The following is a 14,293-nucleotide window of genomic DNA, read 5'->3' on the forward strand; positions in this document are numbered from 1 at the left end:
TCGGGCACTCTGTCAGGCGATTTCGATGACGGCGTCGATCTCGACGGCGGCGTTGAACGGCAGGGAAGCCATGCCGACGGCGGCGCGCGCATGCTTGCCGGCCTCACCGAGCACGGTGGCGAGCAGGTTGGACGCGCCGTTGATGACGAGGTGCTGCTCGACGAATTCCGGGGTCGAGGCGACGAAGCCATTGATCTTCACCAGGCGGCGGATGCGCCCGAGATCGCCGCCGAGTGCTGCCTTGGCCTGAGCGAGGATGTTGATCGAGCAGAGTTCGGCGGCGCGCTGTGCGCGGGCAACGTCCACATCCTTGCCGACGATGCCGGTCACGGCGACCTTGCCGTCTTCCATCGGAAGCTGTCCGGAGATGTAGAGCATCGAGCCGCTGATGACGTAGGGCACGTAGTTTGCAACCGGGGTCGCAGCCTGGGGAAGGGTCACTCCGAGGTCCTTGAGGCGCGCTTCGATCTCTGCCGACATGGAAAGCTCCATTGTTGTCTTTTGTGTTAAAATCCTGCATTCAGGCCGGATCGCGGCGGGCGCCGGCTTTTTCCTGCGAACGCCGCCTCGCTTCTGCCGAACGCTTGTTTATAGCATTGCCGGCGAGTCCAACAGGAGGAAACGGATGTTTCATAAAGGCTTCGGTCTCGCCACTTTGGGCAGCGCCTGTTTCGCCGTCATGACACTATCGGGCGCCACGGCGGCGTACGCAAACGCCCTTGTGCCGCACCGTGCCGTCTATGATCTCGAACTCAAGGATGCGTCGGATCGTTCCGGTATCGCCGGCATGTATGGTCGCATGGTCTACGAGTTCAATGGCTCGGCCTGCGCGGGCTATACCGTCAGCTTCCGTTTCGTCACCCAGGTCGATACCGGCGAGGAAGTGCGCCTGACCGATCAGCAGACGACCACCTACGAGGACCTGAAGAACGGTAACTTCCGCTTCCTGACCCGCTCCTTCACCGACGAGAAGTTGGACAAGGAAGTGCGCGGGACGGCGCATGAGGATAAGGCGGGTGTCAAGGTCGAACTGACCGCGCCCGACAAGCGCGAAATAGAACTCGCGGCGAGCCGGTTTCCGACCGCGCACATGATGGAAGTGATCTCGCGGGCGAAGAAGGGCGAGAGCCTCTTTGAGGCACGCATCTTCGACGGCTCCGATTCGGGCGACAAGACCCTGATCACCTCAACCTTCGTCGGCAAGTCGCGCAAGCCCTCGGCGGACGAACCGGATGCCGGCAAGGCGGGTAAGCTCAGCGGCGACAATTATTGGCCGGTGACCATCTCCTACTTCAACGACGACAAGAGCGGCGACGCGCTGCCGATCTACCGCATGTCGTTCAAGCTCTACGAGAATGGGATTACCCGCGATCTGACGATGGACTACGGCGATTTCGTCCTGAGCGGCAAGCTTGCGGATCTCGAAGTGTTCAAATCCGAGGACTGCAAATAGCCGATTGCGGTAAAAAGCGGCGTTTGCGGCTTGATTTATCGGGCGGTTGCCGTTAAGGGGCTGCCCATTCCACACGTGAAGCTTGGGATGTTCCGGGAGAAATCCGGATCGTTCCGCCGGTGGGCCGGTCGAAAGACATGCTCGACGCTTCGCGGAGGTTAAACCGGAAAAGGAGAAAAGGCATGGCATTGCCTGATTTTAGCATGCGTCAGCTTCTGGAAGCTGGCGTTCACTTCGGCCACCAGACGCACCGCTGGAACCCGAAGATGAAGCCGTACATTTTCGGCGATCGCAACAACGTTCACATCATCGACCTCGCACAGACCGTGCCGATGCTGTCGCGCGCCCTGCAGATCGTCAGCGACACCGTTGCCAACGGCGGCCGCGTTCTGTTCGTCGGCACCAAGCGCCAGGCGTCCGAAATCATCGCTGACGCTGCCAAGCGTTCGGCCCAGTACTACGTCAACGCTCGCTGGCTCGGCGGCATGATGACCAACTGGAAGACGATTTCGAACTCGATCCAGCGCCTGCGCAAGCTCGATGAAATCCTCGCTTCGGAAGCTTCGGGCTTCACCAAGAAGGAACGCCTGAACCTCGAGCGCGAACGCGAAAAGCTGAACCGCGCTCTCGGCGGTATCCGCGACATGGGCGGCACGCCGGACCTGATGTTCATCATCGACACCAACAAGGAATCGATCGCGATCGACGAAGCCAAGCGCCTCGGCATCCCGGTTGTCGCAGTCATCGACTCGAACTGCGATCCGGACCAGATCGACTATCCGATCCCGGGTAACGACGACGCTTCGCGCGCCATCGCTCTCTACTGCGACCTCATCGCACGCGCTGCCATCGACGGCATCGCACGCCAGCAGGGCGCATCGGGCCGTGACCTCGGCGCATCCGCCGAAGCTCCGGTTGAGCCGGCGCTCGACGAGGCCTCCGACGCCTGATCGGGCCTTGGCGGCAGATAAACTCTGCCGCCCCCAATGAAATGTCGGGACAAGGCCGTTTGTGATGAAAGTCAAAACGGCCTTGTTCTTTTCAGCCAGGGGTGGCGCCGATCCATTCGGATCCTTGGATCCGGACAATGCCCGCGATGATGCAGTCATCACGGTGTCACAATGAAAAGCCATTCCCTGCCACACCTCCTGGTACCGCGCCCTCAAGGGCAGCGCGCCAACCAACAGACAAAGAGGCAATAAGATGAGTGTAACTGCAGCAATGGTGAAGGAACTGCGCGAAAAGACCGGCGCAGGCATGATGGACTGCAAGAAGGCGCTCGCCGAAACCAACGGCGACATGGAAGCTGCGATCGACTGGCTGCGCGCCAAGGGCATCGCCAAGGCCGACAAGAAGTCGGGCCGCACGGCTGCTGAAGGCCTCATCGGTATTGTCAGCGGTGGCGTCAAGGCCGTCGTCGTCGAAATCAACTCCGAAACCGACTTCGTTGCCCGCAACGAAGCGTTCCAGGAACTCGTCCGCGGCGTTGCCAATGTAGCGCTGACGACCGACGGCTCGGTTGAAGCCATCGCCGCTGCGAACTACCCGGCAACCGGCAAGTCGGTCGATGAGACCATCAAGGATGCGATTGCCACCATCGGCGAGAACATGACGCTGCGCCGCGCAGCTCTGCTCAAGGTCGAAGACGGCGTTGTTGCAACCTACATCCACAACGCTGCTGGCGACGGCATCGGCAAGCTCGGCGTTCTCGTCGCGCTGAAGTCGGTCGGCGACAAGGAAGTGCTGTACTCGGTCGGCCGTCAGGTCGCCATGCACATCGCTGCGACCAACCCGCTCGCGATCCGCGCCGACGAAGTCGACGCCGCTGTCGCCGAGCGCGAGCGCAACGTCTTCATCGAACAGTCGCGCGCCTCGGGCAAGCCGGACAACATCATCGAAAAGATGGTTGAAGGCCGCATGCGCAAGTTCTTCGAAGAAGTCGCTCTGCTGTCGCAGGCCTTCGTCATGAACCCGGAAATCACCGTCGGTCAGGCCGTCAAGGACGCTGAAAAGCTCGCTGGCGCACCGATCGAAGTCACCGGTATGGCTCGCCTGCTGCTCGGCGAAGGCGTCGAGAAGGAAGAGTCCGACTTCGCTGCAGAAGTTGCAGCCGTCGCCAAGGGCTGATTTCTTCACCCATATTGGGAAAACCTTGGGGCATCGCGTGACAACGCGGTGCCCTTCGTGTATCCGGCTTCGTCAATGCGCTGGACCCGCCGGAAAATACGCCGTTGCGGTTGAAACCATGGAGCGCAATGTGTCCTTATGCGCTGTGCGCCGCCTTCGTGCGCACGCGCGCCGATCTGTTCAGGAGCGATGATGCCGGCCGAGCCACTCTACAAACGCGTTCTACTCAAAGCCTCCGGCGAAGCCCTGATGGGCAGCCAGGGCTTCGGCATCGATGTCGCGGTCGCCGACCGGATCGCCGCAGATATCGCTGAGGCCCGTGCCATGGGCGTCGAAGTGGGCGTGGTTGTCGGTGGCGGCAACATCTTCCGCGGCGTGGCCGTCGCTTCCAAGGGTGGCGACCGGGTGACCGGCGACCACATGGGCATGCTGGCAACCGTGATCAACGCGCTGGCGCTCGCAACGTCGCTGCGCAAGCTCGACATCGACACGGTGGTGCTCTCGGCAATCGCGATGCCGGAGATCTGCGAGAGCTTCTCGCAGCGTGCAACGCTCTACCATCTTTCCCTCGGCCGCGTCGTGATCTTTGCCGGCGGCACCGGCAACCCCTTCTTCACGACCGATTCTGCCGCCGCCCTTCGCGCCGCCGAAATGGGCGCGCAGGCGATCTTCAAGGGCACGCAGGTCGATGGCATCTATTCCGCCGACCCGAAGAAGGATCCGACTGCGACCCGCTTCGACCGCCTGACGCACAGCGAAGTCCTCGAGAAGGGCCTTGCCGTCATGGATGTTGCCGCCGTCGCGCTCGCACGCGAAAATGCCATTCCGATCGTTGTCTTCTCCATTCATGAGAAGGGTGGCTTTGCGGAAATATTGACCGGCGGCGGTCGCGCGACCATCGTCACAGACAACTAAGAAGCTGCAGAACGGCCTTGCGGCCGGCGCATGATAGAACGGGAGTTTCGACCATGAGTGAAGGTGTTGACCTGAAGGAACTGAAGCGTCGCATGGATGGCGCCATTTCCGCATTCAAGAGCGATATCGCGTCGCTCCGTACCGGCCGCGCGTCGGCGAACGTTCTCGATCCGGTGACCGTCGAAGCCTATGGCTCGCGCGTGCCGCTCAACCAGGTGGCGAACATCACGGTTCCCGAGCCGCGCATGCTGTCCGTCTCGGTCTGGGACAAGCAGATGGTCGGCGCCGTCGATCGCGGCATTCGCGAATCGAACCTCGGCCTCAATCCGATCATCGACGGCCAGAACCTGCGCATTCCGCTGCCGGAGCTCAACGAAGAGCGCCGCAAGTCGCTCGTCAAAGTGGCACATGACTACGCCGAAAAGGCGAAGGTCGCCGTGCGTCACGTTCGTCGCGATGGCATGGACGACCTGAAAAAAGCCGAAAAGGATGGCGACATCGGCCAGGATATCAGCCGTTCTCAGTCCGAGCGCGTGCAAAAGATGACCGACGAAACGATTTCCGATATCGACCGCTTGCTCGTCGAGAAGGAAAAGGAAATCATGCAGGTCTGATCTGCTCGTGATCTGAGTCTCCTTTCGCGGACGCCTTATGCAAAACCTCACTTCCACGACCGTTCCGGAACATGTTGCCATCATCATGGATGGCAACGGGCGTTGGGCGAACGCGCGTGGGCTTCCGCGCACGATGGGGCACCGCAAGGGCGTCGAGACCGTTCGCGCCGCCGTCAAGACGGCGGGCGAGCTGGGGATCCGCTACCTAACGCTTTTTGCTTTTTCCTCGGAAAACTGGAGCAGGCCGGCGGCGGAAGTCAGCGATCTCATGGGGTTGCTCAAGACCTTCATCCGCCGGGATCTTGCCGACCTGCACCGCGAGAATGTGCGCATCCGCGTCATCGGCGACCGCTCCAACCTCCGGGGTGACATTCTACCGTTGCTGGTGGAGGCGGAGGAGACGACGCGGGCAAATACCGGCATCACGCTTGTTATCGCCTTCAACTACGGCGCGCGGGATGAAATGACACGGGCCATGCGGCGCCTGGCGACGGAAGTCGCCGAAGGACGGTTGCGGCCCGAGGACATCACCCCCGAACGTATCTCGGCGACGCTCGACACATCGGACATCCCGGATCCGGACCTGATCATCCGCACCAGCGGCGAAGAGCGTCTCTCGAATTTCCTTCTGTGGCAGGGCGCCTACTCGGAATTGATCTTCGTTCCGGAGCTGTGGCCGGACTTTACCCGCGAGACGTTCCTGGCGGCTCTTGAAAAATACGCCTGCCGCGAGCGCCGCTTCGGCGGCGTCACCGAGCCCACGCTGGCGGTTGGTTCCTGATGCAGACTGAACTCAAGCTTCGTATCGCTTCGGGCGTGGTCCTCGCGGCGGTGACACTGGCGGCGACCTGGTTCGGCGGCCTGGCATTCCAGCTTCTCTCGGCGCTGATTGCGCTGCTGGTGTATTACGAGTGGTCGACGATCACTGGCCTCCAGGAAGGGGATTTCCAGGGCAACGCCGTTGGTTGGCTGGCCATTGTCATCATCGCCGGCCTGATCGTGACCGGATACATCGGCTACAGCCTTCCGGTCCTGGCCGCCTTTGTTGTGCTCACCGTCCTTTGGGTATCCTTGCAGAAGACCAGTTGGTGGCTGCCGGGTGGCATCGCCTATGCCGGACTGACCGGCATTTCGCTTGCCGCGCTTCGCGGCGCCGACGATCTCGGCCTGATGGCGACGCTGTTCGTCTTTGCCGTCGTCTGGGCGACCGATATCTTCGCCTATTTTACCGGCCGCGCGATCGGAGGACCGAAGCTCGCCCCGCGCATATCGCCCGGCAAGACGTGGTCGGGCGCCATCGGTGGCACAATTTGCGGCATCCTCGCCGGCGTTGCCGTCTTTATGGCTTATTTTTCGCTGCAAGATCTCCGGATTCCGATCATTGCGCTGGTGCTTTCTGTCGCCAGCCAAGTGGGAGACTTGTTCGAATCCTTCATCAAGCGCCGTTTTGGGGTGAAGGATTCCAGCCGTCTCATTCCGGGGCATGGCGGCGTTATGGATCGGGTCGATGGATTGATTTTCGCGTGCGTCGCGGCGTTGATTCTGGTCATGGTTCAGTATTTCGTCAGCGATGGGCGCCAGATCGCTTTCGGATCAGTCCTGTATAGCCTTTGAGCTTAGGCCCATGGGTGCTTGAGGAACGTTCATGACATATCTGTTTGATGCCCTTCAGATTCTGACCGGCTACGTCATCCCATTTCTTTTGGTGCTGACGCTGCTGGTGTTCGTACACGAGATGGGCCACTACCTCGTCGGCCGCTGGTCGGGCATCCGCATTCTCGCTTTTTCGATCGGCTTTGGCCCTGAACTCGTCGGCTGGACCGACCGGCACGGAACCCGGTGGAAACTGGCGGCGATTCCCCTGGGCGGTTACGTCAAGTTCTACGGCGACGAGGATGCGGCGAGCGTGCCGGACTACAAGCGCCTGGAGGCGCTGGCGCCAGAAGAGCGCAGCCAGACCTTCCTCGGCGCCAAATTGTGGAAGCGCGCGGCAACCGTCGCTGCCGGGCCGATCGCAAACTTCATTCTCGCCATCGTCATCTTTGCCGTTCTGTTTTCCGTCTACGGACGCCAGGTCGCCGATCCGGTGGTTGCGCGGGTGAATGAGAACAGTGCGGCTGCGCAGGCCGGCGTCGTACCCGGAGACCGACTGATTTCGATCGACAGCACGCCGGTCGTCACCTTCGACGACGTTCGCCGCTATGTCAGCGTCCGTCCGGAAATGCCGATTTCGATTCGCATCGAACGCAACGGCGCGATGCTCGATCTGTCCATGGTGCCGCAGCGCACCGAGCTCACGGACCAGTTCGGCAACAAGATGGAAATCGGCGTCATCGGTATCCTGACCGATCAGGAGGCCGGTAATTTCCGCACCGTCAATTACGGTCCGATCGAGGCCGTTGGGCAGGGCGTCCTGCAAAGCTGGCATGTCGTCACCGGCACCTTCGACTATCTCTCCAATGTCGTGACCGGGCGGATGAAGGCGGATCAGATCGGTGGACCGATCCGCGTCGCCAAGGTTTCGGGGCAGATGGCGACGCTTGGAATTCCGTTTTTGCTGAATATTGCCGCGATCCTGTCTGTTTCCATAGGATTGCTTAACCTCATGCCCGTTCCGGTGCTTGATGGCGGCCACTTGATGTTCTATGCGGTTGAGGCCTTGCGCGGAAGGCCGGTAGGCCCGGCCGCGCAGGATGTCGCCTATCGGATCGGCTTTGCCATGGTGCTGATGCTCATGGTCTTTGCCACCTGGAACGACATATCGATGTTCTTCGGCTAGCGTTCGGCCGGGGAAACGGCGAGGGGGATTTCGACGGATACTGTGAACGATTGGTTTTCAACGGCTTGCGACGAAAGGTTTTGTTTACGATAAATCGAGGCTGTAGTGGCCGTTAAGCCACGGTTCGAATTGAAGTAAACAGAAATTAACGAGCTGGCTTGCTTGTATGGGAAAAGCGGTTAAAACGGCAACCGTGACCGGAGTCGGCACGAAACTGCCGCGCGACGTTTGGAAAAGGTAAGATTTGAACATGAAAGCTGGTTCAAGGTTTTTGAACGCGGTGTCGGCGGCTGCGCTGTCAACAAGCATTGTTGTTTCCGGCGCTGGTGTTGGGTTGCTCGCAGGCACGTCCGTTGCAGAAGCTGCGGTCATCAATCGTGTCGAAGTTCGCGGCGCCACGCGCGTCAGCGCTGAGACGGTTCGTGCGAACATCACGATCGTCCCGGGCAAGAGCTTCAACAACACCGATATCGACGCTTCCGTGAAGCGCCTGTATGCGACCGGCTACTTCTCCGACGTCAGCATCAACGTTTCCGGCGGCACGCTGGTCGTCAACGTCAGCGAGAATCAGCTCGTCAACCAGGTCGTCTTCAACGGCAACCGCAAGATCAAGGACGACAAGCTGCAGGGCGTCGTGCGCACGCAGCCGCTCGGTCCTTACAGCGAAGCGACGGTCGAGACGGACATCCAGTCGATCAAGGACGCCTATGCGGCGATCGGTCGAAGCGATATCACGGTGACGACGCAGGTCGTTCCTGTCGCCGAAGGTCGCGTCAACCTCGCATTCGTCATCAACGAAGGCGAGCGCACCAAGATTTCCCAGATCAACTTCGTTGGCAACGAAGCCTACAGCGACGGCCGTCTGCAGTCGGTCATCGCGACGAAGGAATCGGGCGTTTTCTCCTTCATTACGCGGAAGGACGTCTACAATCCCGACAAGCTGCGTGCGGACGAAGAGCTGCTGCGTCAGTTCTACTACAACCGCGGCTACGCCGACTTCCAAGTCGTTTCGTCGGATGCGGCCCTGAATGAGGCGACCAACGAGTACACGGTGACGATCACCGTCGAAGAAGGCCCGCGCTACGACTTTGGTTCGGTTAACGTCGAATCGACCGTTGAGGGTGTCAATGCCGAAGAACTGAAGGGGCTCGTCGTGAGCCGTGAGGGTTCGGTCTACAAGGCCAAGGACGTCCAGGCGACGATGACCGAAATTTCGAAGCGCGTCGCTTCGGCCGGTTACCCGTTCGCCCGCGTCACGCCGCGCGGCAACCGCGATCTCGGCAACCACACGATCTCGGTCGACTACCTCGTCGATCAGGGCGAACGTGCTTATGTCGAGCGTATCGAAATCCGCGGCAACACCCGTACCCGTGACTACGTCATCCGTCGCGAGTTCGACATGGGTGAAGGCGACGCCTTCAACCAGGAAATGGTTGCGCGTGCCAAGCGTCGCCTTGAGGCTCTCGGCTACTTCTCGAGCGTCAACGTTTCGACCGCTCCGGGCAGCGCCGCTGACCGTGTTGTCGTAATCGTCGATGTGCAGGACCAGTCGACCGGTTCGTTCGGTATCGGTGCAGGTTACTCCGCCGGTAGCGGTGGTGGCTTCCTCGTCGAAGCTTCGATCGAAGAAAAGAACTTCCTCGGCCGTGGCCAGTACATCCGCGTTGCCGCTGGTCGTGGCGACGAAAGCCGCACGTACAACGTTTCGTTCACGGAGCCGTATTTCCTTGGCTATCGTCTGGCCGCAGGCTTCGACGTCTTCAAGAACGAAAACGACTTCGATGACGACAACTACAGCTACGAAGATCAGGGCTTCAGCCTGCGTGTAACCGCGCCGATCACCGAGAACCTTTCGACGACGCTGCGCTACAACTTCACGCAGTTCGACTATAGCGGTAACGTTGCGAAGCTGTCGTCGCCTTACGTTCGTGCGGTCGAGGGTGGCAACTGGGTCCGTTCGTCGGTTTCGCAGTCGATCACCTACAATACGCTCGACGATGCGCAGCTGCCGCATGACGGTATTCTTGCGACCTTCACGCATGAATTCGCCGGCCTCGGTGGCGACTCCGACTTCTACAAGATGACCGGTAAGGCCAAGTGGTACTACACGGTCAACGACGAAGCCGACATCATCGCCTCGCTCGGCGGTAGCGCTGGCCATATCTTCGAGACCGGCAGCGATCTGCAGGTCTTCGACCAGTTCCAGCTCGGTACCAGCGACATCCGTGGCTTCGAGCGCAACGGTGTTGGTCCGCGGGACAAGGCAACGGGCGATGCGCTCGGCGGTACGACCTACTTCACGGCTTCGGCCGAGGCGACGTTCCCGCTTCCGGGTATCCCGCGTGACAGCGGCTTCCGCGGTGCAGTCTTCGCTGATGCCGGCACGCTTTACAGCAACCAGGTCAAGATGGCCCCGGGCGAAACCGTGCAGGGCAACAACTCGTCGCTGCGTGCATCGGTCGGTGTTGGTCTGATCTGGGCTTCGCCCTTCGGTCCGCTGCGTGTCGACTACGCATGGCCGATCGCCAAGGAAGATTTCGACAAGGTTCAGAACCTGAAGTTCGGCATTTCCTCGTCGTTCTGATAAGAAGCAGTCCAGAACTGCCAGAAAAGATCGTTCTGGAGTGTACATGGAACAGAATTGGTTTTTTCCGCCCCACGATGGGATCCGCCTGGGCGACCTGGCGGATCGAATTGGGGCGGAATTGGTGGATGTCGCGGTCGCTGACCGCGCTGTCCGCTCCGTAGCGCCGGTCTATCGGGCAAAGCCCGGTGACGTCTGCTATATGTTGTCTCGCAAGAGCCGCGCTGAACTCGAGACCTGTGAGGCATCGGCGATCATTTGCGACAAGACGATTTCGTCTCTTGTCCCCGCCCATATTCCCGTCCTTTTGACAGCGCGGCCGCATACGGCCTTTGCGCTTGCAGGTACGTTGTTGCACGAGATTGCAATGCGTCCGGCACGCAATACGAGCCTAAGCGGGATTGCGCCCGGTGCGTTCGTAGACCCGACCGCGCGGCTTGAAGACGATGTCGAAGTTGAACCGACGGCAGTCGTTGGCGCCGGCGCCGAAATCGGCCGCGGCACGCGCATTGCAGCCGGCGCGGTGATCGGCCCGGGCGTGCGCATCGGCCGCGATTGCACGATTTCTGCGGGCGCCAGCGTGCTCTGCGCGCTCGTCGGCAACAGTGTCATCATCCATCCGGGTGCTCGCATCGGTCAGGATGGTTTCGGCTATGCGCCGGGTCCGAAAGGCGGGATGATCAAGATCGTCCAGGTCGGGCGGGTGATCATCCAGGATCACGTCGAGATTGGCGCGAATACGACGATCGATCGTGGCACGATGGATGACACGGTGATCGGCGAGGGCACCAAGATCGACAATCTCGTTCAGATCGGTCACAACGTCCGCATCGGTCGTTATTGCGGCATCGTCAGTGGGGTCGGCATTGCCGGCAGCACGAAGATCGGCGATGGCGTCATGATTGGCGGCGGCAGCGGCGTCAATGGCCACATCACGGTTGGTGACGGCGTCCAGATCGCGGCTATGAGCGGCGTGGCCGCCGATGTTCCCGCAGGCGAACGGTACGGTGGTATTCCGGCGCGCCCGATGCGCGATTTCCTGCGCGACGTCGCGGAAATGGCTATGCGGGCAGAGGAAAGACAGAAAAAGAAGAAGGGCGGCGCGAATGAGTGAAGCAGCAACGGTTCTCGGCACGGCGGATATTCAGGAAATCCTGAAACTGCTGCCCCATCGCTACCCATTCCTGCTCGTCGATCGCATCATCGAGATCGACGGCGACAATTCGGCGATCGGTATCAAGAATGTCTCGGCGAACGAGCCGCATTTCACCGGTCACTTCCCCGAGCAGCCGATCATGCCGGGCGTCCTGCTCGTCGAGGGCATGGCGCAGACGGCTGGCGCGATCTGCGCCCGCAAGGTCGGAACCGGCACGAACCTGGTCTATTTCATGACCATCGACAATGCCCGTTTCCGCAAGCCGGTTGTGCCTGGCGATCGCGTCGAATTCCATGTCGTGAAGCAGAAGCAGCGCGGCAATATCTGGAAATTTCACTGTGATGCAAAAGTTGACGGGCAACTTGTCGCAGAAGCTGATATCGGCGCGATGATCGTCAGCAAGGAAGACGCCTGAACATGATTGCAGCATCTGCGAAGATCCACCCGTCCTCGGTCGTCGAGAGCGGGGCTGTGATCGGCGAGAACGTCAAGATCGGCCCGTTTTGCTACATCGGGCCGAAAGTCGTTCTGGGCGACGATATCGAGATTCTCAGCCATGCCGTGGTGATCGGCCGGACGACGGTCGGCAAGGGAACGAAGATTTTCCCGAACGCCGTGGTCGGTGGTGATTCCCAGAGCGTTCATCACAGTGCTGTGGATACCGAACTTCTGATCGGTTCCAATTGCACGATCCGCGAAGGCGTGACGATGAACACCGGGACCGTCGAACATGGCGGCAAGACGGTTGTCGGCGATAACAATCTCTTTCTCGCCAACTCGCACGTGGCGCATGATTGCCGCCTCGGCAACAACATTATCCTGTCCAACAATGTGATGTTGGCGGGCCATGTCACGGTCGAGGACCGCGTCATTCTCGGCGGCGGCTGCGCAGTGCACCAGTTCACCCGCGTCGGCCGTCAAGCCTTTGTCGGCGGTCTGTCGGCTGTCAGCTACGACGTCATTCCCTATGGCATGCTCAACGGCAATCCCGGCCTGCTCAGCGGCCTGAACGTTGTCGGCATGAGCCGCGCTGGCATCGATCGTGCAACGATCCATGTGGTTCGCCGCGCCTACAAGCAGATTTTCGAAGGGCCGGAATCGATCCGCGCCAACGCGGCAGCGATTCGCGAAGACTATATGGATTGCGCGCCGGTCATGGAAATTCTCGACTTCATCGGCGCCGAGAGCGACCGCGCACTGTCGTCGCCGCAACGCGGCAAGGCCTGACCGTGATGTCTTCAGCTGCGAGCCGCGCGGCGACTGGCGGCCGGCTCGCAATCATCGCTGGTGGCGGCGCGCTGCCCCACCATGTCGCCGAAGCAGTTCGTGCGCGCGGCGAAGATCCCTACATCATCGCACTCACGCGTGAAGCCGAAGAAGCCGATTGGATCGGCTTCGACCATTCGGTTCTGGCGATCGGCGATTTCGCCAATATCAGCCGGACATTCAGGGAAGAGGGCATAGACCGCGTCGTCTTGTCCGGGTGGGTTCGGCGCCGTCCGGAATGGCGCGATATCCGCCCGACGTTGCGGACCCTCGCAAAGATACCTTCAGTTCTAAAGACGCTGGTCTCGGGCGGGGACGATGCGGTCCTGCGCATGGCGATGCAGCTGATAGAGGCAAGCGGCGCGCATGTCATCGGCGTGCACGAGGTGGTTCCCAATCTCCTGGCCGACTCAGGCCCCATCGGTGCTGTGAACCCTGACGCTGACGACCAACGCGACATAGAAGCGGGTATTGCTGCGGCCAATGCGCTCGGCGCGCTCGACGTGGGGCAGGGGGCGGTTGCCGTCGGCGGGCGTGTCGTCGCGCTCGAGGGTGCCGAGGGGACCGACGCCATGCTGGAGCGTGTCGCCGTGTTGAAAGCGGAGGGGCGCGTCTCTTCGCGCCGACGCGGCGTACTCGTCAAGCTTTGCAAACCCGGACAGGATCTGCGCGCCGACCTGCCGTCGATCGGCCCGTCCACCATCGCGCTTGCCGAGCGAGCTGGTCTTGCTGGCGTTGCCGTCGAAGCCGGGCGGGCGCTGGTACTGGAACGGAACGATGTGGTCAGTGTCGCCGATCAAGCGGGGCTGTTCGTCGCCGGAGTGGAGCGCGCATCCGGAGGCAACAGGCGATGAACGCGCCACGTTACAAGCTTGCTGTGATCGCCGGTGAAGTCTCCGGCGATCTTCTGGGCGCCGATCTCGTTCGCGCGCTTCGGGCGCAAAGCCATTGCGACGTCGAACTCGTCGGTGTCGGCGGCGAGGCTCTGGAGGCCGAGGGCCTGCGCTCGCTGTTCGACTATTCCGAACTGTCGATCATGGGTTTCACGCAGGTGCTCGCCCGTCTGCCGAAGCTGATCATGCGCATCCGCCAGACGGCAAAGGCCATCATAGCAGCCCGACCCGACGCGCTTCTGATCATTGACAGCCCGGATTTCACCCACCGCGTGGCGCGAAAAGTCCGTGCCGCCCTGCCGGATCTGCCCGTCATCAACTACGTCTGCCCGAGCGTCTGGGCATGGAAGCCGGAGCGAGCGCCGCGCATGCGCGGATATGTCGATCACGTGCTTGCCGTCTTGCCCTTCGAGCCGGAGGCGATGGAGCGGTTGCAAGGGCCTCCGACCACCTATGTCGGCCATCGGCTTGCAAGCGACGCCAATGTACTTGCCGTTCGTGCAAGC

16 protein-coding genes are annotated in these 14,293 nt (G+C 61.1%); 14 read left to right on the forward strand and 2 right to left on the reverse strand.

The window, feature by feature from the left end; all coding sequences use genetic code 11:
* Positions 1 to 12: 12 nt before the first annotated feature.
* Entirely contained in the window at positions 13 to 480 is a 468-nt protein-coding gene (locus L981_RS23990; protein WP_043622203.1) for a RidA family protein, read from the reverse strand.
* 145 nt (positions 481 to 625) lie between these two features.
* On the opposite strand from L981_RS23990, the gene L981_RS23995 reads away from it, so the two are divergent.
* From L981_RS23995 to rseP, 8 genes are all read left to right on the forward strand, one after another.
* Positions 626 to 1,453, forward strand: coding sequence for a cell envelope integrity EipB family protein (locus tag L981_RS23995; protein WP_043622165.1), 828 nt, complete (start codon positions 626 to 628; stop codon positions 1,451 to 1,453).
* A gap of 182 nt (positions 1,454 to 1,635) precedes the next feature.
* The gene (gene rpsB, locus L981_RS24000; protein WP_043622167.1) at positions 1,636 to 2,403 is read left to right on the forward strand and encodes a 30S ribosomal protein S2; all 768 of its coding nucleotides are present in this window, start codon (positions 1,636 to 1,638) and stop codon (positions 2,401 to 2,403) included.
* A gap of 253 nt (positions 2,404 to 2,656) precedes the next feature.
* Positions 2,657 to 3,580: a translation elongation factor Ts gene (gene tsf / locus L981_RS24005; RefSeq protein WP_043622170.1), complete on the forward strand. Its 924-nt coding sequence runs from the start codon at positions 2,657 to 2,659 to the stop codon at positions 3,578 to 3,580.
* A 192-nt stretch (positions 3,581 to 3,772) separates the two neighbouring features.
* Entirely contained in the window at positions 3,773 to 4,495 is a 723-nt protein-coding gene (pyrH, locus tag L981_RS24010) for a UMP kinase (protein ID WP_043622205.1), read from the forward strand.
* A gap of 53 nt (positions 4,496 to 4,548) precedes the next feature.
* Entirely contained in the window at positions 4,549 to 5,109 is a 561-nt protein-coding gene (gene frr / locus L981_RS24015) for a ribosome recycling factor (protein ID WP_034796704.1), read from the forward strand.
* Positions 5,110 to 5,146: 37 nt separating this feature from the next.
* Entirely contained in the window at positions 5,147 to 5,890 is a 744-nt protein-coding gene (locus L981_RS24020) for an isoprenyl transferase (RefSeq protein ID WP_043622175.1), read from the forward strand.
* Complete coding sequence (locus L981_RS24025; protein WP_043622178.1) at positions 5,890 to 6,723, forward strand: phosphatidate cytidylyltransferase; 834 nt, start codon at positions 5,890 to 5,892, stop codon at positions 6,721 to 6,723. The genes L981_RS24020 and L981_RS24025 overlap by 1 nt, the downstream gene beginning before the upstream one ends.
* Positions 6,724 to 6,754: 31 nt before the next feature.
* The gene (gene rseP, locus L981_RS24030) at positions 6,755 to 7,888 is read left to right on the forward strand and encodes an RIP metalloprotease RseP (RefSeq protein ID WP_043622181.1); all 1,134 of its coding nucleotides are present in this window, start codon (positions 6,755 to 6,757) and stop codon (positions 7,886 to 7,888) included.
* Positions 7,889 to 7,972: 84 nt separating this feature from the next.
* On the opposite strand, the gene L981_RS35230 is transcribed toward rseP, so the two are convergent.
* A complete protein-coding gene (locus tag L981_RS35230) occupies positions 7,973 to 8,197 on the reverse strand; it encodes a hypothetical protein (protein WP_192447221.1) in 225 nt (74 codons plus the stop codon).
* Between L981_RS35230 and bamA the strand changes: the two genes are divergently transcribed.
* From bamA to L981_RS24060, 6 genes are all read left to right on the forward strand, one after another.
* A complete protein-coding gene (bamA, locus tag L981_RS24035) occupies positions 8,139 to 10,472 on the forward strand; it encodes an outer membrane protein assembly factor BamA (RefSeq protein WP_043622208.1) in 2,334 nt (777 codons plus the stop codon). The genes L981_RS35230 and bamA overlap by 59 nt on opposite strands.
* 46 nt (positions 10,473 to 10,518) lie before the next feature.
* Complete coding sequence (gene lpxD, locus L981_RS24040; protein WP_043622184.1) at positions 10,519 to 11,586, forward strand: UDP-3-O-(3-hydroxymyristoyl)glucosamine N-acyltransferase; 1,068 nt, start codon at positions 10,519 to 10,521, stop codon at positions 11,584 to 11,586.
* Positions 11,579 to 12,043 carry a 3-hydroxyacyl-ACP dehydratase FabZ gene (gene fabZ, locus L981_RS24045; protein ID WP_034796695.1) on the forward strand — a complete coding sequence of 155 codons (465 nt, stop codon included), beginning with the start codon at positions 11,579 to 11,581 and terminating at the stop codon, positions 12,041 to 12,043. Before lpxD ends, fabZ begins: the two co-directional genes overlap by 8 nt.
* A complete protein-coding gene (gene lpxA / locus L981_RS24050; RefSeq protein ID WP_043622187.1) occupies positions 12,040 to 12,855 on the forward strand; it encodes an acyl-ACP--UDP-N-acetylglucosamine O-acyltransferase in 816 nt (271 codons plus the stop codon). The genes fabZ and lpxA overlap by 4 nt, the downstream gene beginning before the upstream one ends.
* Positions 12,856 to 12,860: 5 nt before the next feature.
* Positions 12,861 to 13,748: an LpxI family protein gene (locus L981_RS24055; protein ID WP_043622189.1), complete on the forward strand. Its 888-nt coding sequence runs from the start codon at positions 12,861 to 12,863 to the stop codon at positions 13,746 to 13,748.
* A partial coding sequence (locus L981_RS24060; RefSeq protein WP_043622191.1) for a lipid-A-disaccharide synthase occupies positions 13,745 to 14,293 on the forward strand: 549 nt, incomplete at its 3' end. The genes L981_RS24055 and L981_RS24060, both read left to right, overlap by 4 nt.

The organism is Ensifer sp. ZNC0028, assembly GCF_000799055.1.
Lineage (GTDB): Bacteria > Pseudomonadota > Alphaproteobacteria > Rhizobiales > Rhizobiaceae > Ensifer.

Bases quoted from the DNA above. Each gene is read 5' to 3' on its own strand.
- bamA (WP_043622208.1), top strand. From the start codon at position 8,139: ATGAAAGCTGGTTCAAGGTTTTTGAACGCGGTGTCGGCGGCTGCGCTG.
- L981_RS24025 (WP_043622178.1), top strand. From the start codon at position 5,890: ATGCAGACTGAACTCAAGCTTCGTATCGCTTCGGGCGTGGTCCTCGCG.
- pyrH (WP_043622205.1), top strand. From the start codon at position 3,773: ATGCCGGCCGAGCCACTCTACAAACGCGTTCTACTCAAAGCCTCCGGC.
- rseP (WP_043622181.1), top strand. From the start codon at position 6,755: ATGACATATCTGTTTGATGCCCTTCAGATTCTGACCGGCTACGTCATC.
- L981_RS23990 (WP_043622203.1), bottom strand. From the start codon at position 480: ATGTCGGCAGAGATCGAAGCGCGCCTCAAGGACCTCGGAGTGACCCTT.
- fabZ (WP_034796695.1), top strand. From the start codon at position 11,579: ATGAGTGAAGCAGCAACGGTTCTCGGCACGGCGGATATTCAGGAAATC.
- L981_RS35230 (WP_192447221.1), bottom strand. From the start codon at position 8,197: ATGCTTGTTGACAGCGCAGCCGCCGACACCGCGTTCAAAAACCTTGAA.
- L981_RS24020 (WP_043622175.1), top strand. From the start codon at position 5,147: ATGCAAAACCTCACTTCCACGACCGTTCCGGAACATGTTGCCATCATC.
- L981_RS24055 (WP_043622189.1), top strand. From the start codon at position 12,861: ATGTCTTCAGCTGCGAGCCGCGCGGCGACTGGCGGCCGGCTCGCAATC.
- lpxD (WP_043622184.1), top strand. From the start codon at position 10,519: ATGGAACAGAATTGGTTTTTTCCGCCCCACGATGGGATCCGCCTGGGC.
- tsf (WP_043622170.1), top strand. From the start codon at position 2,657: ATGAGTGTAACTGCAGCAATGGTGAAGGAACTGCGCGAAAAGACCGGC.
- L981_RS23995 (WP_043622165.1), top strand. From the start codon at position 626: ATGTTTCATAAAGGCTTCGGTCTCGCCACTTTGGGCAGCGCCTGTTTC.
- rpsB (WP_043622167.1), top strand. From the start codon at position 1,636: ATGGCATTGCCTGATTTTAGCATGCGTCAGCTTCTGGAAGCTGGCGTT.
- frr (WP_034796704.1), top strand. From the start codon at position 4,549: ATGAGTGAAGGTGTTGACCTGAAGGAACTGAAGCGTCGCATGGATGGC.